At 48.2% G+C, this 23,057-nt stretch carries 23 protein-coding genes; 16 read left to right on the top strand and 7 right to left on the bottom strand.

Features of this window, described 5'->3' with window-relative positions:
- Nucleotides 1–194: 194 nt before the first annotated feature.
- The 6 genes from ACKPCD_RS11585 (at nt 195) to ACKPCD_RS11560 (ending at nt 5,147) form a co-directional block, all read left to right on the top strand.
- Complete coding sequence (locus tag ACKPCD_RS11585) at nt 195–1,283, top strand: ABC transporter ATP-binding protein (RefSeq protein ID WP_321433287.1); 1,089 nt, start codon at nt 195–197, stop codon at nt 1,281–1,283.
- A gap of 11 nt (nt 1,284–1,294) precedes the next feature.
- Nucleotides 1,295–2,110 carry an ABC transporter permease gene (locus ACKPCD_RS11580; protein WP_068558524.1) on the top strand — a complete coding sequence of 272 codons (816 nt, stop codon included), beginning with the start codon at nt 1,295–1,297 and terminating at the stop codon, nt 2,108–2,110.
- Nucleotides 2,107–2,958: an ABC transporter permease gene (locus ACKPCD_RS11575; RefSeq protein ID WP_068558521.1), complete on the top strand. Its 852-nt coding sequence runs from the start codon at nt 2,107–2,109 to the stop codon at nt 2,956–2,958. Before ACKPCD_RS11580 ends, ACKPCD_RS11575 begins: the two co-directional genes overlap by 4 nt.
- On the top strand, nt 2,955–4,025 hold the full coding sequence (locus tag ACKPCD_RS11570; RefSeq protein WP_321433286.1) for an ABC transporter substrate-binding protein: 1,071 nt from the start codon (nt 2,955–2,957) through the stop codon (nt 4,023–4,025). The genes ACKPCD_RS11575 and ACKPCD_RS11570 overlap by 4 nt, the downstream gene beginning before the upstream one ends.
- A gap of 262 nt (nt 4,026–4,287) precedes the next feature.
- A complete protein-coding gene (locus ACKPCD_RS11565; protein ID WP_321433285.1) occupies nt 4,288–4,635 on the top strand; it encodes a cyclophilin-like fold protein in 348 nt (115 codons plus the stop codon).
- Between the two features lie 134 nt (nt 4,636–4,769).
- A complete protein-coding gene (locus tag ACKPCD_RS11560) occupies nt 4,770–5,147 on the top strand; it encodes a Rid family detoxifying hydrolase (RefSeq protein WP_068558514.1) in 378 nt (125 codons plus the stop codon).
- 167 nt (nt 5,148–5,314) lie between these two features.
- Here ACKPCD_RS11560 and sdaAA read toward each other — a convergent pair whose 3' ends face one another.
- Nucleotides 5,315–6,253, bottom strand: a complete 939-nt coding sequence (sdaAA, locus tag ACKPCD_RS11555) for an L-serine ammonia-lyase, iron-sulfur-dependent, subunit alpha (RefSeq protein ID WP_068558507.1) — start codon at nt 6,251–6,253, stop codon at nt 5,315–5,317.
- A gap of 18 nt (nt 6,254–6,271) precedes the next feature.
- Nucleotides 6,272–6,952, bottom strand: coding sequence for a serine dehydratase beta chain (locus ACKPCD_RS11550; RefSeq protein WP_288925952.1), 681 nt, complete (start codon nt 6,950–6,952; stop codon nt 6,272–6,274).
- A gap of 199 nt (nt 6,953–7,151) precedes the next feature.
- Between ACKPCD_RS11550 and rpiA the strand changes: the two genes are divergently transcribed.
- Together rpiA and ACKPCD_RS11540 are read left to right on the top strand one after the other, a co-directional pair.
- Nucleotides 7,152–7,829, top strand: a complete 678-nt coding sequence (gene rpiA, locus ACKPCD_RS11545; protein ID WP_321433284.1) for a ribose-5-phosphate isomerase RpiA — start codon at nt 7,152–7,154, stop codon at nt 7,827–7,829.
- A gap of 80 nt (nt 7,830–7,909) precedes the next feature.
- Nucleotides 7,910–9,211 (top strand): pyrimidine-nucleoside phosphorylase, encoded by a 1,302-nt coding sequence (locus tag ACKPCD_RS11540; RefSeq protein ID WP_321433283.1) that lies wholly within the window; start codon nt 7,910–7,912, stop codon nt 9,209–9,211.
- 308 nt (nt 9,212–9,519) lie between these two features.
- Here the strand turns inward: ACKPCD_RS11540 and ACKPCD_RS11535 are convergent, their stop codons facing one another.
- On the bottom strand, nt 9,520–10,224 hold the full coding sequence (locus ACKPCD_RS11535) for an MgtC/SapB family protein (protein WP_321433282.1): 705 nt from the start codon (nt 10,222–10,224) through the stop codon (nt 9,520–9,522).
- A 169-nt stretch (nt 10,225–10,393) separates the two neighbouring features.
- Here ACKPCD_RS11535 and ACKPCD_RS11530 point away from each other — a divergent pair, with 169 nt between their 5' ends.
- The 3 genes from ACKPCD_RS11530 to trpX all read left to right on the top strand — a co-directional run bounded on the left by ACKPCD_RS11530 (nt 10,394) and on the right by trpX (nt 12,828).
- Nucleotides 10,394–11,098 carry an AzlC family ABC transporter permease gene (locus ACKPCD_RS11530; protein WP_276648039.1) on the top strand — a complete coding sequence of 235 codons (705 nt, stop codon included), beginning with the start codon at nt 10,394–10,396 and terminating at the stop codon, nt 11,096–11,098.
- A complete protein-coding gene (locus ACKPCD_RS11525) occupies nt 11,091–11,414 on the top strand; it encodes a branched-chain amino acid transport AzlD family protein (RefSeq protein ID WP_086989011.1) in 324 nt (107 codons plus the stop codon). The genes ACKPCD_RS11530 and ACKPCD_RS11525 overlap by 8 nt, the downstream gene beginning before the upstream one ends.
- A gap of 391 nt (nt 11,415–11,805) precedes the next feature.
- Nucleotides 11,806–12,828: a tryptophan ABC transporter substrate-binding protein gene (trpX, locus tag ACKPCD_RS11520; RefSeq protein WP_321433281.1), complete on the top strand. Its 1,023-nt coding sequence runs from the start codon at nt 11,806–11,808 to the stop codon at nt 12,826–12,828.
- Between the two features lie 346 nt (nt 12,829–13,174).
- Here the strand turns inward: trpX and fni are convergent, their stop codons facing one another.
- Genes fni through mvk form a run of 4 tightly spaced genes read right to left on the bottom strand, consistent with a single transcriptional unit; the run spans nt 13,175 to nt 17,331 of the window.
- A complete protein-coding gene (gene fni, locus ACKPCD_RS11515; RefSeq protein ID WP_086989013.1) occupies nt 13,175–14,242 on the bottom strand; it encodes a type 2 isopentenyl-diphosphate Delta-isomerase in 1,068 nt (355 codons plus the stop codon).
- Nucleotides 14,239–15,354, bottom strand: coding sequence for a phosphomevalonate kinase (locus ACKPCD_RS11510; protein WP_321433280.1), 1,116 nt, complete (start codon nt 15,352–15,354; stop codon nt 14,239–14,241). Before ACKPCD_RS11510 ends, fni begins: the two co-directional genes overlap by 4 nt.
- Nucleotides 15,355–15,377: 23 nt before the next feature.
- Nucleotides 15,378–16,385 carry a diphosphomevalonate decarboxylase gene (gene mvaD, locus ACKPCD_RS11505; protein ID WP_321433279.1) on the bottom strand — a complete coding sequence of 336 codons (1,008 nt, stop codon included), beginning with the start codon at nt 16,383–16,385 and terminating at the stop codon, nt 15,378–15,380.
- A complete protein-coding gene (mvk, locus tag ACKPCD_RS11500) occupies nt 16,378–17,331 on the bottom strand; it encodes a mevalonate kinase (RefSeq protein ID WP_321433278.1) in 954 nt (317 codons plus the stop codon). Before mvk ends, mvaD begins: the two co-directional genes overlap by 8 nt.
- 359 nt (nt 17,332–17,690) lie before the next feature.
- On the opposite strand from mvk, the gene coaA reads away from it, so the two are divergent.
- From coaA to ACKPCD_RS11475, 5 genes are all read left to right on the top strand, one after another.
- A complete protein-coding gene (gene coaA, locus ACKPCD_RS11495; RefSeq protein ID WP_068558478.1) occupies nt 17,691–18,614 on the top strand; it encodes a type I pantothenate kinase in 924 nt (307 codons plus the stop codon).
- A gap of 21 nt (nt 18,615–18,635) precedes the next feature.
- Nucleotides 18,636–20,189 (top strand): glutamine-hydrolyzing GMP synthase, encoded by a 1,554-nt coding sequence (gene guaA, locus ACKPCD_RS11490; protein ID WP_086989017.1) that lies wholly within the window; start codon nt 18,636–18,638, stop codon nt 20,187–20,189.
- Nucleotides 20,190–20,514: 325 nt separating this feature from the next.
- Nucleotides 20,515–21,264, top strand: coding sequence for a metal ABC transporter ATP-binding protein (locus ACKPCD_RS11485; RefSeq protein WP_086989018.1), 750 nt, complete (start codon nt 20,515–20,517; stop codon nt 21,262–21,264).
- Nucleotides 21,254–22,111 carry a metal ABC transporter permease gene (locus tag ACKPCD_RS11480; protein ID WP_321433277.1) on the top strand — a complete coding sequence of 286 codons (858 nt, stop codon included), beginning with the start codon at nt 21,254–21,256 and terminating at the stop codon, nt 22,109–22,111. Before ACKPCD_RS11485 ends, ACKPCD_RS11480 begins: the two co-directional genes overlap by 11 nt.
- Nucleotides 22,101–23,036: an Mn/Fe ABC transporter substrate-binding lipoprotein EfaA gene (locus tag ACKPCD_RS11475; protein WP_321433276.1), complete on the top strand. Its 936-nt coding sequence runs from the start codon at nt 22,101–22,103 to the stop codon at nt 23,034–23,036. Before ACKPCD_RS11480 ends, ACKPCD_RS11475 begins: the two co-directional genes overlap by 11 nt.
- The last annotated feature ends 21 nt before the right edge of the window (nt 23,037–23,057 follow it).

The following is a 23,057-nucleotide window of genomic DNA, read 5'->3' as shown; positions in this document are numbered from 1 at the left end:
TATTAGTCCCAAACGTCAGAATGATCATTTCTGGCGTTTTTTGTTCAGGTTTCATTGTAAATGAGCCTACTTCTTATATAATGATAGTGTTATATGTTAACATGAAAGCACTGAATGCCGTTGGAAAGTGCGAGAAGATACTGGAAGGCTGCCGTTTTAAGCTTCCTTAAATTAAATGGAAAAGGTGTGAGAGAATGACTGATAAACCGATCATCACTTTGGAGAATGTAAAAAAAGTGTACGATGATGAAACTGTGTTGCACGATATTAACTTTGAACTTGAAAAGGGCAAATTCTATACCTTATTGGGCCCCTCCGGCTGTGGAAAAACAACAATCCTGCGTTTGATAGCCGGATTCGCGGATGCTACCGAAGGCGTCATAAAAATAAATGGCGAAACCGTAAATGACATTCCAGCGAACCGACGTAAAGTCAATACCGTTTTCCAGGACTATGCCTTGTTTCCCCACATGAATGTTTTCGATAACATTGCATTCGGATTGACGATCAAGAAAATGCCTAAGGACCAAATCATACAAAAAGTGAAAGAAGCCTTGAAAATGGTCCAACTTGAAGGCTATGAAAATCGTGAAATCAGTGAAATGTCGGGTGGCCAACAACAGCGGGTTGCAATCGCCAGAGCTATAGTCAACGAACCGGATGTGTTGCTCCTGGATGAACCCTTGTCGGCGTTGGACTTGAAGCTGCGCACGGACATGCAGTACGAACTGAGGGAATTGCAGCAACGTCTTGGCATCACTTTCATTTTTGTCACGCATGATCAGGAAGAAGCGTTGGCCATGAGCGATTGGATTTTTGTAATGAATAAGGGCGCAATTGTCCAGAGCGGAACGCCTGTTGACATTTACGACGAGCCGATCGACCGATTCGTGGCAGATTTCATCGGTGAAAGCAATATCGTTCCGGGTACGATGGTTGAGGATTATAAAGTCCGCTTCGTGGGCAAAGAGTTCGAATGTTCCGACGCCGGCATCACGCCGGGCGAAAAAATCGAAATTGTCATACGTCCGGAAGATCTGGAACTGACGACTGTCGAAAATGGTAAACTGGTCGTGAATATTGATACACAATTGTTCCGCGGCGTCCACTACGAGATTATCGGTTATGACAAGGATGGAAACGAGTGGATGATCCATTCCACCAAGAGCGCAGAGATCGGCAAAGATGTCGGGCTTCAATTCGGGCCACAAGACATCCACGTCATGCGTCTGGGCGAATCCGAAGAAGAGTTCGATGCCCGTCTCGAAAGCTATGAAGAGTAGGGGGAAGAGACATGACGAAAAATTCTAGAGCGTTCTATTCTGTTCCTTACGTACTTTGGTTGGGGCTGTTTGTTATTTCACCGATGTTGTTGATCCTGTACCAGTCCTTTTTCGATATCACCGGGGCTTTCACTTTTTCCAACTACGCAAATTATTTCACTTCGGGAAATTATTTGCGGATGACCTTGAATTCGTTCCTTTATGCGTTCATCATCACACTCGTTACGTTCCTGGTCAGTTATCCGACCGCGTTGTTCCTGAGTCGGACGAAGCACAAGCAACTTTGGCTGTCCCTGATCATTCTGCCTACCTGGATCAATCTGCTGCTGAAGGCCTATGCCTTCATCGGTTTGTTCAGTCAGAGCGGGACGGTCAATCAATTCCTTGGCTTCATGGGGATAAGTCCGCAACAGATCCTGTTCACAGACTTCAGTTTCATTTTTGTGGCGGCTTATATCGAGCTGCCGTTCATGATCCTGCCGATCTTCAATTCGATCGAAGAACTGAAGCCGTCACTTATCGTAGCCAGCGAAGACTTGGGTGCGACAAGGATGCAGACTTTGACGCGCGTCATCTTTCCGTTGACGCTGAGCGGTGTGCGCAGCGGCTTTCAGGCCGTCTTCATTCCGTCGCTGTCGTTGTTCATGCTGACGCGGCTGATCGGGGGAAACCGGGTAATTACGCTGGGAACAGCTGTGGAACAGCATTTCCTGGTTACCCAGAACTGGGGGATGGGCTCCACAATCGGCGTCATCCTGATCATCAGCATGATCGCCATCATGTCCCTGACGAGCGACAAAAAGAAGAAGGGCAGGGGATCTAAATGAAGGGAACAGCCAACACGAAGTGGAACAATGCCTTTCTTGGACTCGTTTTTACGATTCTGTATCTGCCGATCTTTTATCTGATTTTTTATTCGTTCAATGCCGGCGGGACCATGAACGATTTCACGGGCTTCACCTGGGAACATTACCAGGCCGTATTTGAGGATACGCGTTTGATCGGCATCGTTTTGAATACCTTTTTAGTGGCCTTGCTGTCGGCCCTTATCGCGACTGCAATCGGTACGATGGGTGCAATCTTCATATACTACACGAAAAAGCGTAATATAAAGAATACGCTCTTGAGTCTGAACAACGTGCTGATGGTTTCTCCGGACGTCATCATCGGTGCCAGCCTACTGATCTTGTTCACGATGCTCGGCTTTTCGTTGGGATTTTCTTCTGTACTGCTCTCGCATATCGCGTTTTCGATCCCGATCGTCGTGCTGATGGTACTGCCGAAACTTTATGAGATGAATGATTCGATGATCAGCGCGGCTCAGGATCTGGGTGCCAGCAGCGGTCAGGTTTTCAGCAGAATCCTGATCCCTAGTATCACTCCGGGGATCCTTAGCGGCTTCTTTATGGCCTTTACCTATTCCTTGGATGATTTTGCGGTGACTTTTTTCGTGACGGGGAATGGCTTCACCACTTTAGCGGTGGAAATCTATTCGCGGGCGCGCCGTGGAGTCAGCCTGGAAATCAATGCCCTCAGTGCGCTGATGTTCCTGTTTACGCTGCTTTTGGTCCTGGGCTACTATTTCATTCAACAGTACGGGCACAATAAGCATGCGCAGCAAATGAAGGCGATCGGAAAAAGCGCCGATTCGGAACGGATGGTGAAAAGAGGATGAAAAAATTAATGGGAATGGCGGCTGTTATCTTGTTTGCTTGTGCGGCAATCGCTTTCGGGATAAACGCTTTGAACAGAGCGCAAGGCTTTTCGGACGGGAATACGCTGACGATCTACAACTGGGGTGATTATATCGAACCGGAACTGATCACGAAATTCGAGGAGGAGACAGGTTATAAAGTTTCTTATGAAACGTTCGATTCGAACGAGGCGATGTACACAAAAGTAAAACAAGGTGGAACGGCCTACGATCTGAGTATCCCTTCAGAGTACATGATCGACAAGATGGCTGAAGAAGACCTTCTGATTGCGCTGGACCACGCGAAGATCGAAGGTCTGGAAAACATTGACCCGCGTTTCCTGGATTTGCCGTTCGATGAAGGCAATAAGTACTCCATCCCTTATTTCTGGGGAACCTTGGGCATCATCTATAATGACAAAATGGTGACGGAAGAAATCACTTCCTGGTCGGATCTTTGGGATCCGGGCTATGCGAACAGTCTGCTTTTGATCGATGGAGCGCGAGAAGTGATGGGGCTGGGCCTCCAAAGTGAAGGCTACTCATTGAACGAGACAGACCCGATCATTTTGGGAGAAATCGCTGAGAAACTAAAAGGTATCACCCCGAATGTCAAAGCGATCGTTGCCGATGAAATAAAAATGTATATGATCCAGGAGGAAGCGGCCATCGCCGTGACTTTCTCTGGTGAGGCCAGCGAGATGCTTTGGGAAAATGAAAATCTTCATTACGTAATCCCTGAGGAAGGCTCCAATCTCTGGTTCGACAACATCGTCATCCCCAAGACCGCCAAAAATATCGAAGGGGCGTACGCTTTCATCAATTTCATGCTGGAACCTGAAAATGCGGCCATCAACGCGGAATATGTCGGCTACGCCACACCGAACCAAAATGCCATCGAGCTGATGGATCCCGAAATTACCAGCGACGAGCAATTCTACCCGTCCGACGAAATCATGGACAAACTCGAAGTCTACGAAAATCTGGGAGCCAAAACCCTAGGGACGTATAACGATTTGTTTCTGGAAGTCAAAATGTTTCGGAAATGATACATACACTTTTGTATACAATAGTGGAAATAACATGAATTCACGACGGAGTATTTGATTGTGACTTGAACTGATTCACCCCGCCAAAAATGGGTTTGGCGGGGTATTTTTGAGCTTAAATTCAAATCCAAATGAAAGGGGCTGTATCAAAATTAGAGTGGTATTTTCTAGTTTGATGCAGCCCCTTATTGGAGAAAACGGTTGACTTCATCTTAAGGTTAAGAGGTAAGGTTATAAAGTAACAGAGACAGGAGGGGTTAAAATGCAGATACAAGTTCAAGATAACGCGCATACTGTTGTATTTATGCTAAATAATAGTGTAGCGGCAGCATCGCTCTATAATCAGCTTCCCTTGAAAATAATGGTGGAGAATTATGGGAACAACGAAAAAATATTTTATCCGCCAACAAAACTGAATATCAGTAACACTCCAAGTGCAGAAGGGCCTGCTGGCACACTTGCCTATTTCGAACCATGGGGGAATATCGTCATGTATTATGGCAGCTTTGGGCGTTATCGGGGATTGTATGATTTGGGAACCGCTATGTCAGGGGGAGAACATATCAAAGAATTGACAGGGGAAATATCTGTTACCAAAATTTCTGATTGAAATAAGTAGGTATGTATTGATTTGGTAGTCGTACTCAGACGATTTTCAAACTGTCAGTTGAAGAAATTCCGCTTCACAATCTGCGCAAGGTTGTGCTATCATTAAAATAAGATTAAAAGAAAGAAGGGAATCTCTTGACTAAATTCATCAGTACCGATAAAGCGCCTGCAGCGATCGGACCTTATTCGCAAGGAACCAGAAAAAATGGCTTTATTTTTTCATCCGGACAATTGCCGATCGATATGGAAACGAAAGAACTTGTAACCGACCCTGCCGCAGCGACAACAGCTAGTTTGAACAATGTATTGACGATCGTCAAAGCGGGTGGTGGCTCGTTGGAATCGATCGTGAAAGTGAATGTGTTCGTGAAGGACATCAATGATTTCGACGCCATCAACGGTGCGTACACTGCATTTTTCGGCGAACATAAACCAGCCCGTTCTTTGGTGCAGGTTGCCGCATTACCGAAAGATGCCGTCATCGAAATCGAAGCCATCGCAGCAAAAGACTAACACTAATAAAGAAGAACGGCTATCTCCGAGTGAGATAGCCGTTCTTCTTTTATTTGATAGGATTGTGTTCTGGATGTCCGATTCTTTCATGTTATTGGACATTCCTGGTTTTTATGCGGATACAGCACGGTTAATCGCAGCTCAATCAATTAGAAAAGAAACGTCTGCTATTCAAACGGATTGGCCTTGATCGGTGGCTGGTCATCGACCCATTCCGGCTTGATTTCCAGTTGCTGGCCGAAGATCATCATTTTGAGGCGGACGCCTTCGCGGGTGGCTGCGAGGCCGCCCAAGCCGGTTTCGCGCAGGGAGGCGGGAAGGTTTTTTCCGACTTTGCGCATCGCTTCGATGACATCGTCAGCCGGGATTTTGTTCGTCAGTCCGGCCAAGGCCATATCGGCGCTGATCAGGGCATTGACCGCACCGATTGCATTGCGCTTGACGCAGGGAATCTCGACCAGTCCGGCAACCGGATCGCAGACGAGGCCGAGCAGATTGCTGATAGCCATCGCCATCGCTTCCGATGCCTGCTCCGGCGTGCCACCTGCGATTTCGACGGCCGCAGCGGCAGCCATCCCGGATGCGCTCCCGACTTCGGCCTGGCACCCTCCGGCAGCACCGGCAATCATGGCATTGTTTGCGATCACCATGCCAAAACCGCTGGCACAGAACAGCATCTGGACCATCTGCTCTTCCGTCAGACCCAGTTTGTCCTTGATGGCGAACATCACACCGGGCAAAGTCCCTGATGAACCAGCGGTAGGGGTGGCGCAGATGATTCCCAATGAAGCATTGACTTCGTTGGTGGCGATGGCGCTTTCTACTGCAATAAGCAGATCATCTCCTGAAAGCGTGTTGCCGCGTTGACGGTAGTTCCGCAGCTTTACGGCTTCACCGCCTGTCAACCCAGTGGGAGAAAATACGCCATCACCAGCCAAACCTTTTTCGACTGCGGCTTTCATGACGTGGTAATTGTTGCGCATCTGTTCCCAAATATCCTCGCGCGTCCGGTGGCTCTTGGCCATTTCCTGCAGCAGCATCAATTCGGAAATCGGCTTACCGCTTTCCTCTGCGGCCTTCACCAATTCTGCAATCTTATTATACAAAGCGCTATTCCTTCTTTCCTAACTGATCAGTATCGCCTTTTCGATGAAAGGCAGTTCGTTGATTTCGTAGATCATTTCTTTGGTGGGGATCGTATCCAGATAGAGGACGACCCATTCGGTATCACTCTCCCTAAAGATGCGGATATCGTTCAGTGGATAGCCTTTGAATGCGAAATAATTCTGCCATTCCGCTTCGCTGTAAAGATGATATTGGAGCGTATTCTGATGGATGAAATAGATAGGCAGATGCGCATCCAGACGCATCGAAAAGTTATCCATGGCGACATGGTTCAGAACAATCGAGCCGCCTCCGATGGAACTGCCCGTGACGGAAATTTTTTTCTTGTCCCGCTCCAACACCATTGTGGCTGTGTTCGGGTGGCCAACAGGAGAGTCACCGATTTCTTCGATGAAGGTCACGGCTATCTTTTGGGATTCGGCCATCTTCAGGGATTGCGGAATCATCGGATCATCCGCCGCAAAACCAAGAATACCGCCGAGGATCGCAAAATCAGTGCCGTGACCGAGATGGGTATCCGCAAACGATTCGTAATAATGGATCGTGACTTTTTTCGGTTTGACCTCGAACAGTTGCGCTGCCGCTTTTCCCAAGGCCAGGGCACCTGCAGTATGCGAACTGGAAGGACCGACCATGACCGGACCGATGATATCGAAAATGCTTCTGAATGTATGGCTCATGACGATCTCCTCCTCGTTATCGGTTGATAAAAGCTTGCTTCTCATTATAGCGAAAAGGCTGTCGGAATGACAGAACACCGCTTCGCTTTTTTAGCGGATTCTAATGGCTTTCTAACGGAGTTTCCGCTGGCTAAGATAGTAACGCTTCCTTTCCGTATGATATAATGATGGCATCATCCTGAAAGGAACGCGTGAGAAAATGGAACTAAAAGAACTGGTTGGATTAAAAGCTGCAGAATACATCAAAGACGGTATGACAGTAGGTCTGGGAACGGGCTCGACTGCTTATTATTTTGTCAAAGAAATCGGTAGACGTGTAAACGAAGAAGGACTGGCAATCACCGGGGTGACGACTTCAATCCAAACGAAGGAATTGGCTGAATCGTTAGGGATTCCATTAAAAAGTGTGGATGAAGTGACCCACATCGACATCACAGTGGACGGAGCTGATGAAATCAGCGAAGATTTCCAAGGAATCAAGGGTGGCGGCGGAGCCTTATTATTCGAAAAAATCGTTGCCGACAATTCAAAAGAAGTCATTTGGATCGTCGATGAAAGCAAAATGGTGAAACATCTTGGCGCATTTCCCCTGCCGGTGGAAGTCGTCCGCTACGGATCGATCCAACTGTTCAATAAATTCACTGAGAAGGGCTACAATCCGGAATTCCGCAAGACTGCAACCGGGGAGAATTATTTGACTGATGAGAAAAACAATATCATTGATCTCCATCTGGGCGAAATTCTGGATCCGAGAGCGCTTGCCGAAGACTTGATCCATCTGACCGGTGTCGTGGAACATGGGTTGTTCCTTGACTGTGTGGATACCGTTTTGGTCGGGACAAAAGACGGCGTGAAAGTCATCGAGGCAAATAGATAAGCTTCAGTTTAAGGCTATAAAAAAACGATTTGCGTTGCGTTTGATATTCGAAAAGTCAGATTCAGATGGAGGAAAAGTCTATGAGAATGGTAGATTTAATTATCAAGAAACAAGAAGGCAAAGCCTTGACGAAAGAAGAAATCCGTTTCATCATCGCTGGCTACACAGATGGATCGATCCCTGATTATCAGATGAGCGCATGGGCGATGGCTGTCTTTTTTCAGGATATGACGGATGAGGAACGGATGGAATTGACGATGGCTATGGCTGAATCCGGAGACCAGATCGATCTTTCCGCTATTGAAGGCATCAAAGTCGATAAGCATTCAACGGGCGGTGTCGGCGATACGACGACGCTGGTTTTGGCTCCATTGGTGGCCAGTTGCGGTGTGCCGGTAGCGAAAATGAGCGGACGCGGACTCGGGCATACAGGTGGAACGCTGGATAAACTGGAATCGATCCCCGGTTTCCACATTGAAATTGATGAAAAGGAATTTGCTGCCATCGTGAATGAAAATAAGGTCGCCGTTATCGGACAATCCGGCAATCTTTGCCCAGCGGACAAGAAATTGTATGCGCTCCGGGATGTGACCGGAACCGTTAACTCGTTACCGCTGATTGCAAGTTCGATCATGTGCAAAAAAATCGCAGCCGGGGCGGATGCGATTGTGCTGGATGTGAAAACGGGAGCCGGCGCGTTCATGAAGACGGAAGAAGATGCTAAGGCACTTGCCCACGCCATGGTCAAAATCGGCAATTTGGCCGGTCGCAAAACGATGGCGATCATTTCCGACATGAGCCAGCCGCTGGGTGTAGCGGTCGGGAACGCCTTGGAAGTCGAAGTGGCTATCGAAACATTGAAGGGCAACGGGCCGAAAGATTTGGAGGCGCTCTGCATCGAATTGGGAAGCCAGATGGTCTATCTGGGCGGAAAATCGGCTGATTTGGCTGAAGCCCGCGAATTGGTAACCGAGAACCTCCGCAACGGCAAAGCGTTGGAGAAATTCAAAGTTTTTGTCGCCTCTCAAGGAGGGAATCCGGCAGTAGTGGATGATTATTCCTTGATGCCGCAAGCCTCGCGCCAGCAGGATGTTTTGGCCGAAGCATCCGGATATGTGACGGAGATTGTTGCGGATGGTATCGGCGTGGCAGCGATGCTGCTGGGCGCAGGGCGTGCCACGAAAGAAAGCATGATCGATCTGGCAGCCGGGTTGAAGATCCTGAAGAAAGTCGGCGATCCGGTCCAAAAAGGTGAAGCAATCGTCAGAATGTTCGCCAATAAAGCAGATTTTGGCCCGGCCGAAAAGCTGATTCAGGAAGCTTATTCCATCGGCTCCGAAAGAAAAGAAATCACTTTGATCCACGGCATCATCACAGACTGATGAGAGGGCTGTCCCAAAACAAGGGATGGCCTTCTGGACGGAGGAGGGCGCCTGTGACCGTGTCCAGCTCCGGTGAACGGGCCATCCGCCGGAATTAGTTGGTAATGTTCAGCTTCAGCTTCGACAAAGCCTGCCCCACCGGAGGACACAAGCAGAATGTGGGGTGAAATCCGGCGAAACCTGCGTTAACCGGAGCAGGGCAGTTCCATAAAAAGTTTCAACATAAATGAAAAGAAGCAACCGAAACTCGCGCTCCGGTTGCTTCTTTTGCTGTTCCGGCTGAGATGCCGGATGATATTTGCCATTCACTATTGGTCGAAAGTCACGTTTGTGATGTCTTTACTCATATTCAACAGATCATTCACCAGATCCTTCTTCTTGTAGTAATGCGGCAAATCAATCCCATAGATGACGATGTAGTTCGGGTGCTCGGACTCCGGATTCTCAATCAGAAACTTCATGTCCGAAGTCTCAATATTGTTTTCGGAAAGGAACAATTCAATCACTTTTTTCAAATCCTGGTGCCGGTAATGGACCTCCACATGCAGCCCAACTATGGAAGTCCTGATTTTCTTGATGATGTGCAGGACTATATACAGTATCAGACAGCCTATGACAGAAAGAAAATAGTAGCCCATTCCGACAGCAATCCCGAGTCCCGCGACCGTCCAGATGGTTGCCGCTGAAGTAAGGCCGGTAACCGTATCCCGTTTGGTGATGAGGATCGTTCCGGCGCCGAGAAACCCGATTCCGCTGACAATCTGGGCGATGATGCGGGTGAAGTCGACGGTGATGCTGGACGCGATATCCGGATTGGCGATAGCCAAGTTCAGGCTGTAATAACCAATTTCGAGCTGGATCAAAGTGATGAGGCAGGCGGACACGGACACGATGATGTTCGTCCGCAGACCTGCAGCTTGGCGGTTCTCTTCGCGTTCATAGCCGATGACGCCGCCGACAAAGACCGCCGCAAGCAAGCGCAATGTGATTTCCAATGTGCTGATTGTGTACACCGTAATTCCCCCCTTTCAAAATAGTATATTTCCTCCATTTTAAAGGATGCGGTGTATTCTGTAAAAGGAAATGACGATTTTCTGAAAATGTGCAGAATCACGCCGAATATTGCTTCATCATGTGATAAAATGAAACATAACATGAATTTTTGATTAGAGGAGGGACAATATGTCGAAAAAAGAATGGCTGGCTGGCATGAGAGCCATCTATCCGGTTTGTTTCGGCTACATTCCGATGGGCCTGGCTTGCGGAGTTTTGCTGCAGCAAGCCGGCTATCATTGGCTGGCGGTCATGCTGATGAGCCTGATCATCTACGGGGGCGCTTCCCAGTTCATGATCGCTTCGATGACTGTGGCGGGGGCAGGGCTACTGGAAATGGTGATCATGATCTTTTTCATCAATCTGAGGCACTTGTTGATGAGTTCCAGCCTGGCTCACCGGATCCGCGAGAAGAGCACGGCTTTCAGCATATTCTTTGCGCAGACGATCACTGATGAATCGTTCGCCGTCAACACGTTGTATTTCAAAACCGATGGCATGTGGAATCCGACGAAAGCAATGGCCGCGAATGTGACGGCCTATTCAACTTGGATTATTAGCACGGGAATAGGCGCGATGGCCGGAAAGAGCATCGCTTTGTCGCCGGTTGTGATGAACTACATCCTGATTGCGATGTTCATCTTTCTGCTCATTTCCCAAATCGAGAACCGTATCGTGTTCTGGACGGCGGTATTTTCCGGCATCACGGCGGTCGTGCTGATGAACTTGCTGCGCCATAACATCGCCATCGTCCTGACTTCGATATTGGCTTCTGGGTTCGGGCTCTATCTGCAGAACAAAAAAGACGATAAGGAGGGGATTTTGCGTGGATGACCAAACATTGTGGCTCATTTTGGGTGGCGGATTGGTGACTTTTTTGCCCAGATGGCTCCCTATCGTTGCTTTGAAGAACGCGCGGATTCCGATCTGGTTCCAGAAATGGATGAGCTTTCTGCCGGTTTCCATCTTTTCGGCATTGATCGCTTCGGATATCTTTTTCTGGGAGGGAAATGTTTCCTTGAATATATTGGATAATGCCAAGCTGTTGCCGTCGCTTGTGACTGCGGTGGTGGCTTATTATTCGAAAAATATGATCCTTTCCGTCATCGTCGGCATCGTGGGCATCAGCCTGATGGTGTGGGTACTCTGATTTTTCATTGTTTATTTTTAATGTATTCGCCATCGTTTTCTCATTATTATGTTGACATACTTTTGTTTGTTGATTATGATAAGTGTATACCCAAGGGAAAAGGAGGCAGTCGCAATGCAAACGATCACGCGTGTTACAGCAACGAACGGAATAAGCTGGCAAAGCCGCATAGTGTAGGTTGATCGTGTGACAGGGCTGTCCATAGATGCAACCTCAGATTCAGTCTGGATTAGCGTCTATGCGGATTTTTCCTTCTTTTACTGATTCAGGAAACCAACACCGCAAAGACTATTAGGGTCTCTGCGGTTTTTTTGTGTCCAACAATGCGTTGCCGATCCAGATTGGGATATGTGCGGAAAATCAAATTTCAAAAAATGGAGGAGTTTTGATGATGAGAAATGGGATAAAAAACATGTTGCGATTGAGCTCGGTAATGGCGATCGGGTTGTTGGCTGCTTGCGGAAACACAGTGTCGGAAAATGATTCTTCAGCGGCTACAAATGAAAGCGAACAGGAACAGGTCTATATCGGCATCCTGCAGCTGACGACGCATCCAGCCTTGGATCAGATTACGGAAGGCATCCTGGATGAGTTGGCGGCTGCCGGCTATGTCGACGGCGAGAATGCCACCATCGATTTCCAGAATGCGCAAGGCGATCAAGCGAACATGAAATCGATCGCCGAAAGCTTCGTCAGCCATGACGCGGATATCATGATCGGTGTTGCGACACCTGCCGCGCAAGCATTGAAGAACGCATCAGATGAGATTCCGGTGATCCTTGGCGCAGTACAGGATCCGGTCGGCGCCGGATTGGTTGAATCGTTGGAAGTTCCCGGCAGCAATGCAACGGGGCTGTCTAACCGGACACCATCCAACGAACAGATGGCATTGATCAAGCAATTCCTGCCGGATGCCACAACGATCGGCGTCATGTACACGACCGCCGAAGACAATGCGATCATCTCCGGCCAGCGCGCCGAGCAAGCGGCAGCGGACTTAGGCTTCGAGGTCGTCACGAGAACGATCACTACCACGAACGATATCGCCCAAGCGGCGGAAAGTCTGGCCAAAGAAGTGGACGCGATCTATGTACCGAATGATAATGTTATCGCGAGTGGAATGGCGACCTTGGTGGACGCGGCCGATGCGTTCGGTATCCCGGTTTTCCCAGCAGCTGACACGATGGTGAAAGATGGCGGCGTTGCAACCTTTGCACCTAGCCAATACGGCATGGGTACGCAAATCGGCCAAATCGCGATCGACATCCTGAAAGGCGCGGATCCGGCGACTTATCCGGTCCAACTGGTCAAAGAGAATTCCGTTTACATCAACCAGGCTAAAGTCGACGAACTGGGCTTGACGATTCCGGAAGAAACCAAGGCCGATGCGGTGTTTGTGGAATTGGCTGAATAATAATTGTTTAGGGGAAAGGCTCATCCAACTGCGGATGGGCCTTATCAGTCGGGTTTTTTGTGATTTCTGGTAATCATTTTGTCGACAGATGCGGAATCTCTCGATAGTTTGGAAACCCATCCCGGGCGTACGCCCGACAGAAGTGCCATCTGTCGGGTTTCAGAACTGAAATGCAGGTCGTACACCTGACGGGTGGTCAAACTGTCGACTTAACGTTCCCCAATGCTTACGTAACACCTGACATTATAAGGATTCTGTCCAGAAAATCGGCTATACAAATAAAATAAAAACGCGCCAGTGAACGGTATCTTTCTACCGGTCACTGGCGCGTTTCTTTTATTTTCAATTATTGTTGCACTGAACGATTGGCGTACTGTCGGTAGTCGATCCCGCGCATGTCGCACCAGTCTAGGATATCCCGTTGGAAAATAAGGTCTGTCCGAGCCAGATCGGCAACCGACGTTTTGCCCAGCATGGCCATCACTGTCGTGATCTGTTGCTTCCAAGCTTCGATCGTTTCGGCAGTCTTCTCCGGACCTTCGCTCAGTACCATATGCAGGAACTGACCGGAAAGTCCAGCTGCTTTTGCACCCAAGCTCAGCGCTTTGACGATATCCAACGGTGTTTTGATGCCGCCGGATGCGAGAAATTCCGCTTTCCCTCGATGCGAAGAGGCTTCCAGCAACGAAATAACAGTCGACTGGCCCCAATTTTCCAAATCGTCATAGGTAATCGCTGTACGTCTTGCGTTTTCAATCGCTGCAAAGTTCGTGCCGCCTTTGCCGGAGACATCAATGGTATGGACACCAACGTCAATCAGCTGTCCGATCGTTTCCCGGCTCATACCGAAACCGACTTCCTTCACGATGACGGGGACACCGACATGGGCGCTGATTTCCTCGATCTGGCGCAGCCACATCGTGAAATCGCGGTCGCCTTCCGGCATGATCATTTCCTGCGGTGCATTGATGTGGATCTGCAAAGCATCGGCTTCCAGAATATCGACGGCGCGCTTGGCATTTTCGAGCGAATGGTGGGCGCCGATATTCGCGAATATCTGTCCGTTCGGATTTACCTTGCGGATGACCGAAAAGCTGTCGCTTACGCTGGGATCCTTCAAGGCTGCGCTGACGGACCCGGAAGCCATCGCCAAGCCGGTCATTTTTGCGACCGCGGCCAGATCGGCATTGATCTGTTTTGTCCGTTCGCTGCCGCCGGTCATGCCGTTGATGTAGAAGGGCGCAGCCAGGCTCATACCGGCCATCTCGGTCTGAAGGGAGATATCCGCCACTTTCAGATTGGGCATAGAGTGATGAACGAAGCGCATCTTCCCGAAATCGGAAAGATCGGCTGGTTGATATTGTTTTTCGGCCAGATCGACGTGCTGGTCTTTTCTGTTTGAATCAAGCGTCATTCGGATGCTCCTTTCCATTCGATGGGTGCAGCGGCGCGTACGTACTTGAATACATGCAGCGGCAAGTTCATGATTCCGACTTTTTCCCATTCCGAAATCAAAGGGATGATGCCCGATTGTCTGTCGATGATGACGATACCGCAGTCACCGCCACCGGCACCGGATGATTTTGCCGCACCCAGGTTTTTCTCGGCCAAATCGCATAATTGCGTCAATGGGGGTGTCTCAATGACGACGCCGGTGTGCGCAGTCAACTGCTTCAGCAGCAGGCGGTTCTCCCGGATGCCTGCCTGAATCGCCTGCAGATCGCCCTGTTCGAAAGCTGCGATCATAGCGTTCACGCACGTTTTACTGGCACCCAGGAATGTTTTGTAAAAATCGTCAATGCCGCCGCGGACATCGTTGACGCGATCGACAAGGTGGGTTGTGGAAGCCGGCGAGCCGGTCCAGCCGATCACCAACCGCAGATTGGCTGGTGGTGTCAATGGCCGGATCATCAACTGCGGCCATTCTGTCTTCAACAACTCGGTTAACGTCAGCTCGGTTGCCTTTTCCATTACCCATTCCCTGTCGAAACAAGCGTAGGCAATCCAGCCGCCGTAGGTACTTGCCGCGATGTCGCCGAAGGAACCGTTACTCTTGACGGACAAATGCGCCAAGGATGCCAGCTTGTAGACCAATTCGAATTCCGGGTCGATCGCATAAAATTTCAGCAATGCTTTGATGGTCGCGACCGTCACTGCGCCGCTCGATCCAAGTCCGTATTTTTTACCACTGGCGTTGTCCAATTCGCTCTTCACAGAGAGATGGAAGTAAGATAACGGAATCCCGGATTCTTTGATGAAGCGTTCCGTCACCTTGACCGCCTCGGTAATGTAGAGGAACGGATTTTCGCGCTGGTCGATGACCAACTGGTCTTCTTCACGGGTCCAAGGTATCGGCAACCCGCCGTATTGTGCCGACCTGATCGTCCCGGTCGTATCGGCTTCCTCCAAAGAAACCGTAATGAACTGATCCAAAGCGACCAAAATCGATGGGTGGCCCGGCGTCACTACCGCATATTCTCCGGCAATGAACAATTTACCCGGAGCACTTGCTTCTGTTACAGTCATGAATTCAACCCTCTCTGTTTCTGTTAGTCGTTCCAATTGTAGACAGCGCGTTCGGCTGCAGTCAATTCCCGGATGCCTTTGCCGGGCTTGGTGATGATCAATTTATCTTCTGTGAAATGTTCCAGCAACGCTTGTTTTATCGTTTCGGCTTGCGAAAGGCGGCACAGCACTTTCACATTCGGACCGGCATCCATCGTGACATAGCAAGGGATGCCTTGTTTGCGCAAAGTTTGTGCTGTCTTGATGGCGACGATGCTATCAGGTTCCCAATAGGAAAATGGCGGTTCTGCCCCCAACATGGTTCCATGCATTTTCATGCCGTTCGCTTCGGTGATTTCGCCTAAGCGGATGAAATCTTTCGCAGCGATGGCTGCTTTGATGTCCTGGATATCTTTTTTCGCCGATTCGACCCAAGCCGGATAGAAGGGAGAAGTTTCGACCGTACGTTTCATGCCGATGCGGCTGGAGACTTCTTTCGCTTTCTGGTTGACCGCCACAATGACCATGCCGATATCCCAGCTGGCATCGTCGACCGGGACTGCGAAGGAATCGTCGGAACAAGTCCCCATGTCCCATTCCACAAAACCGCCGTAGATGCTGCGGGTCGCACTGCCGCTGCCGCGTCTTGCGAAAGTCGAGAGGGGTTGGGGATCCAGATCAAGTCCCAAAGCTAAGTTGGCAGCTCCTGCCAAAGCAGCGAAGGCGGACGCGGAGGATGCCAAGCCGGCTGCGGTAGGGACATGGTTGATGCTCTCTACGCGCGCACGCATGGCTGTCTTTTTTTCTTCACGGAACAGATCAAGGAATTTGGAGATTTTTTTGGTTTCTTTTTCGCCTTGTTTCTCGCCGTTCAGATAGAAGGAATCCTGCGCGAACGAATCATCGAAGACAACCATCGTATCCGTGTATAGTTTGTCCAAGGTCATGGAAAGGCTGCTGTTCATAGGCAAAAAATCGATTTCGTCCCGCTTTCCCCAATATTTGATCAACGCGATGTTAGTATGCGCTCGGACATAAGCTTGATTAGACATCTTCAGTTCCTCCCATTTGATAGATCCAAGTCCGGATCGCACCGGCTTGACGGATAGCTTCTTCAATTTTTTCCGCTTCGGAGCGGGTTCTGGCCAAAGCGATCATGCAACCGCCGCGGCCGCCGCCAGTTAATTTGGCGCCTAACGCTCCTGCAAATCTGGCTGCTGAAACGAGTCTGTCCAGATCAGGGCTGGATACGTCCAGAAAAGACAAGACTGCATGAGCCTGGTTCATCAATTCCCCCAATTGTGACGGATCATTTGCTTCGATCGCGGATTTTGCTGTTAGAGCAAAAGTACCCAACCGGGAGATGGCGTCCCGGTATGGTTGCGGATTTTTTCCATTCAGTTTCGCTGCGATGCTGGATACTGCTTCCTTTGTTTGGCCGGTCACACCGGTATCGCCGACTATCAAATAAGCCTTCAGGTTCAGAGGGAAAGCTTCGAAAGGCTGACCTTTTATGTAAAAGAGCGGTGCGTCGCCGCTTGCCGTGGCGGCATCCAGACCGCTGGGGTTTCCGTGTGCGACTTTTTCGGATATATTGACGAGCCGGAGCAGGGTCGCTTCATCCAACGGCTTATCGAAGTAGGCGAAAAGGGCGCGGGTCAAGGCCACTGACACGGCAGCGCTGGAACCCATGCCTCTTTCAGCCGGGATGGTGCTCGCGAGCGAAATCGCTAGGTTTTCATCCGAAACCTGCAGTTCGGCCAATGCCGAGTGGATAGCTGTCCGCATGCTTTCCAGGATTTCAGGCATTTCTGCAGCGATGCCGTTATAATAGGAACAATCAATGGTCAAGGGACCTTTCGCTTCGCATACGGTCGCGGTCATTTCGACTGCCGGAAAGGGTAGTGCGATGGAAGGCTCTCCGTGTACGACAGCGTGTTCACCCATCAGGATAATTTTGCCGTGCGATGTGCCGGTTGAGCAACGTGTATTTGTCATAGAGTATCGTCCTTTACTGATTCTTACGCGTCTTCTATTATGCTTGCTGTACATGAATTTGGCAAATCGCCATTATTTAGTCGAAACTTTTGGATTTGTGAAGGTGCCGCATGTGTAATAACGACAAATTCAGCACATATTTTTCGCTATTTTCTATCATCGTTTTCATTGTATCGGAGCAAAATTATAAAGTAAATCAATTATTCGGGATTTTATGGAAACTTAAAAAGCTATCGCTTTGCAGAATACAAAGATTAGGTTTCGATTAAAAATAAATGTTCGTATTTGATGGGGGTTAAATTTTCAGAAAAGTATGATACAATTACCAAAAGTTTGATTATTTCCAGAAGGGAAAAGCTATGATAGAAGATAGAAATTACTACGAAATCCATCGTGAAGAATGGCAAACTTTTCATCAAGATTCCATTCCGACAATCACGGAAGAGGAACTGAAGGAATTGACATCATTGAATGATAGGCTCTCATTGGAAGATGTTAAGGATGTCTATGTGCCATTGGTGCATATGTTCGATATTTACTTGCAACAGTACCGGAATCTTCAGCGGGATAAAAGCAGATTTCTTGGCAGATCCTATGAACCGTCCCCGCTTATTATCGGCGTAACGGGCAGCGTTGCAGTCGGTAAAAGCACGACAGCGCGTGTTCTGCAGAACCTTTTGAAGCGAGCTTATCCCACAAAAGCTGTCGAATTGATGACAACAGACGGTTTTCTGTATCCGAACCGGATACTGAGGGAACGCAACATCATGGATCGCAAAGGATTTCCGGAAAGCTACGATATGGAGAATTTGGTGCAATTCCTGTTGGATGTGAAGACAGGCAAGCCGAATGTCCGGTTTCCAGTCTATTCCCACCGTATTTATGACATTGTTGCTGGTGAGTATGAAGAAGTGAATCATCCGGACATCCTGATTGTGGAAGGGATCAACGTGCTGCAGCTGCCCAGCAATCAACAGATTTATGTCAGTGACTTCTTTGACTTCTCCATTTATGTGGATGCTGAAGAAGAAATGATCGAAAAATGGTACATCGAACGTTTCGAAATGCTGATGGACCTGGCGATCGATCAGCCGGACAATTATTATTACAACTATGCGATCGGCAAAAGGGAAGACGCAATCGAGATGGCCAGAGGCGTCTGGAAAAGAGTCAACCTCAAGAATCTTCGGGAGTATATCTATCCCACAATCACACGGGCAAATTTAGTGATTCACAAAACGACAAATCACTTTATTGATGAATTGTACATAAAAAAATATTAAGGAAATTGGAGAGATTATTAGATGATAGAGCAATTTACCGAGTTGGAAAAAATCGTCGTACTGGATTTCGGCAGTCAATACAACCAATTGATTACCCGACGCATCCGTGAATTCGGCGTATTCTCAGAATTGGTTTCACACCGGACAACTGCTGAGGATATCAAAGCGATGGGGAACGTCAAAGGGGTCATTTTCTCTGGCGGCCCGAACAGCGTCTATGAAGAAGATGCTTTTAAAGTCGATCCGGCCATTTTCGACATGGGCATTCCGGTATTGGGCATTTGCTACGGCATGCAACTGATGACCGATCATTTCGGTGGAAAAGTCATTCCTGCCGATGAAAGAGAATACGGACGTTCCGACATCCAAATCCTTGATTTGGATTCGCCGATGTTCAAAGGCCTTGCAGATATCGAGTCTGTCTGGATGAGTCATGGTGACAAAATCACGGAAATCCCTGCCGGATTCAAAGTGATTGCCAAAAACGACACTTGTCCGGTCGCAGCTTTCGCTAATGCAGCAGAAAAATTCTATGGCGTTCAATTTCACCCGGAAGTACAGCACTCTGTACACGGAAACGAAATGTTGAAGAACTTCGCCTTCGGAGTCTGCGGTTGCTCAGGAGACTGGTCGATCGCCAACTTCATCGAAATCGAAACAAAAAAAATCAGAGAAACTGTCGGCGACAAAAAAGTTTTGTTGGGACTTTCCGGCGGGGTTGATTCAAGCGTAGTCGGCGTATTGCTGCACAAAGCAATCGGCTCGCAATTGACTTGTATTTTTGTTGACCACGGCTTGTTGCGCAAAGGCGAAGGCGATCAAGTTATGGAAAGCCTTGTAGGCAAATTCGGCTTGAACATCATCCGCGTTGATGCGAAAAAACGTTTCATGGACAAACTGGCAGGCGTCAGCGATCCGGAACAAAAACGTAAAATCATCGGTAACGAATTCGTTTACGTCTTCGACGATGAAGCGACGAAATTGCAAGGCATCGACTTCTTGGCGCAAGGAACGCTTTACACAGACGTGATCGAAAGTGGAACCGAGACTGCCCAAACAATCAAGTCCCACCACAACGTAGGCGGACTGCCTGAAGATATGCAATTCAAATTGATCGAACCATTGAACACATTGTTCAAAGATGAAGTCCGCGAATTGGGAACACAGCTTGGCATGCCTGACAGCATCGTTTGGCGCCAACCTTTCCCAGGCCCTGGTTTGGGTATCCGCGTCATCGGCGAAATCACCGAAGAAAAATTAGAAATCGTCCGCGAATCTGACTACATCCTGCGCGAAGAAATCGCGAATGCTGGTTTGGACCGCGATGTATGGCAATATTTTACAGTCCTGCCAGGCTTCCGCAGCGTAGGCGTAATGGGCGATGGCCGTACGTATGACTACACAATCGGTATCCGCGCCGTGACATCCATCGATGGCATGACGTCCGACTGGGCACGCATCCCTTACGATGTTCTGGACAAAATTTCCCGACGCATCGTAAATGAAGTGAAGCACGTTAACCGCATAGTGTACGATATTACGAGCAAGCCACCATCGACCATCGAGTGGGAATAAACTTTCACATATAGAACCCTGAAAATATTCATTTAACGGGCTGTATGGTGTAATAAATTATAAATCATCTTTTTAAGTTGTAACATGAATGAACTCCATTCATGTATATGACCTAAAAAGGTGATTTTTTTGCATTCATACGAAAGGAGCTTAAGAACAGGTATGCGGAAAATGTGAAATACTTGCTCATTTACCTGTAATAAGTTAAACTTAAATAAAAAATTAGGCATGCCTAATAATATGTTTAATTAAACCGTATGCATAGTCGGGCGCGATACAAATTCGGTTCCCAGAAAATATAAAAACGAGAAAGGAACAACACATCATGGAAAATTTAATAATCCAGAATATGAACATAGCCTATCAAGGGCAATCTGCAATCAAGAATGCAACGCTTGCGTTTGAGCCGAACAAATTAACAGGGATTGTAGGACCTAATGGAGCCGGGAAATCAACCTTATTGAAAGGGATCATGGGCTTGACGCCGTTAAATACTGGAGCCGTAAGTCTTTACGGCAAACCGCTGAAAGACATGATAAACAAGATAGCTTATGTCGAACAAAGACAAGAAATCGACCTCTCATTTCCGATAGATGTTTTCGGAACCGTGCTATTTGGCACCTACGCCAAATTAGGTTTTTTCCAGAGACCAAAACAAAAAGAAAAGGATTTGGCATTGAAGGCTTTAGAGAAAGTCGGTATGGCAGCTTTTAAAGATCGGCACATCAGTGAATTATCCGGTGGACAGCTGCAGCGCGTGTTCATTGCGCGAGCGTTGGCACAGGAAGCGGAATGGTTATTGCTTGACGAACCTTTTGCCGGGATTGATGCCACCAGTGAGAAAATCATCATTGAGCTGTTGAAACAACTTCGCGATGAAGGCAAATCAATCGTGATCGTGCATCATGATTTGCATAAAGTACAGTCGTATTTTGATGATATTGTCCTGATCAATAAAGAAGTGGTTGCCTTTGGTACAGTTTCCGAGGTATTTACTGCCAATAATATGGGAAGGGCTTATGGGGAAGCGATTTCCGAAATGATCAGTCTAGGAGGTGGAACAAATGTTAAATGAATTCATTCAAGGACTCTTGGATTTCCAATTCCTGCAGAACGCTTTGATTACTTCCGTCATGGTCGGGATATCTGCCGGAATCATCGGTTCCTTCATCATCTTGCGAGGGATGTCTTTGATGGGGGATGCCATCTCGCACGCAGTATTGCCGGGAGTGGCGCTTTCTTACATGCTGGGGAGCAGCTATATCATCGGGGCCACGATTTTTGGGATGGCGTCGGCCGCTCTCATTGGTTTTGTCACGAAACACAGTCGTTTGAAAAACGATACGGCGATCGGAATCGTCTTCAGCGCCTTTTTTGCTCTAGGGATCATCTTGATTTCCTTTGCCAGAAGTTCCACGGATTTGTATCACATCCTCTTCGGGAATGTGCTGGCAGTTCGGGATTCGGATATGTTTTTGACAGCCGCTGTGCTTGTCATCGTCTTGATAGCAGTTCCGCTATTCTATAAACAACTCAAACTGACTTCCTTTGCGCCGACGATTGCAAAATCATACGGTTGGAACATCAGTGCCATCAACTATGGCTTGATGTTTTTGCTGACACTTGTGGCGGTGACTTCGCTGCAGACAGTCGGGACGATTCTGGTGATCGCAATGCTGATCACCCCAGCTGCGACAGCCTACCAACTGACCGATAAATTGCTCGTTATGATTGTCCTCTCGACAGTATTTGGAACGCTCAGTTCGATCGTGGGGCTTTACTTCAGCTACAGTTACAACTTGCCGTCCGGGGCGACGATCGTCATGGCAGCAGCTGTATTTTTCATTGTGGCATTTATATTTGCACCGAAAAAAGGCCTTATCGGTCAATTAAGAAAGGAGAATTTACGATATGAAGAATAAACTATTTCTGCTTGCTGCAGTGCTTTTTGTAGGTGCTTTGGGAGGTTGCGGAAATTCCCCGGATGATGATAAAGGAAGTACGGATGTAGCAGAAACTAAGCTTAAAGTTGTCTCCACCAATTCCATTATTGGCGACATGGTAGAAAAAGTTGGAGGGGATTTGATCGATGCGCACAGTATCGTGCCTGTCGGGACCGATCCGCACGAATACGAACCCTTGCCGGAAGACATTCGAAAAGCCAGCGAAGCCGATGTCGTGTTCTACAACGGATTGAATTTGGAAACCGGCAATGGCTGGTTTGACAAATTGATGGAAACTGCTGGTAAGGCGGAAGATGAGGATTACTTCGTTGTCAGTAAAAATGTCGAACCGCTGTATTTGTCGGGAAACAGTTCGCAACAAGATCCGCATGCCTGGCTGGATATTTCAAATGGCATCCGGTACATCACCGAAATCACGCGCGTCATGAGCGAGAAAGATCCTGAAAATAAAACAGCTTATGAAAAAAACGCGGATGCTTACATTGCCGACTTGACGGAACTGGACAGCAAAGCGAAAAAAGAATTCGCGGATATCCCTGAGCAAAAGAAACTGTTGGTGACCAGCGAAGGAGCTTTCAAATATTTCTCCCAAGCTTACGGACTGCAAGCCGCCTATATTTGGGAAATCAATACCGAGAGTCAAGGCACGCCTGATCAGATGAAGCAAATCATTGAAAAAGTCCGGGATTCTGAAGTTCCGGTTCTCTTTGTGGAGACAAGCGTAGATCCCCGAAGCATGGAACGATTAGCAAATGAGGTGGATCTTCCCGTTTACAGCAATCTGTTCACGGATTCCGTTGCGGAAGAAGGGGAAGACGGCGACAGCTATTACGATATGATGAAATGGAATGTAGAAAAGATTCATGAAGGATTGAGCCAATAACAGCGATTCGTTACCTACTGT

This window comes from Trichococcus flocculiformis (assembly GCF_963662535.1).
Classification (GTDB): Bacteria; Bacillota; Bacilli; order Lactobacillales; family Aerococcaceae; genus Trichococcus; species Trichococcus flocculiformis.
Note: the sequence above shows the minus strand (reverse complement) of the source record. Positions and strands in the feature narration are given on the sequence as shown.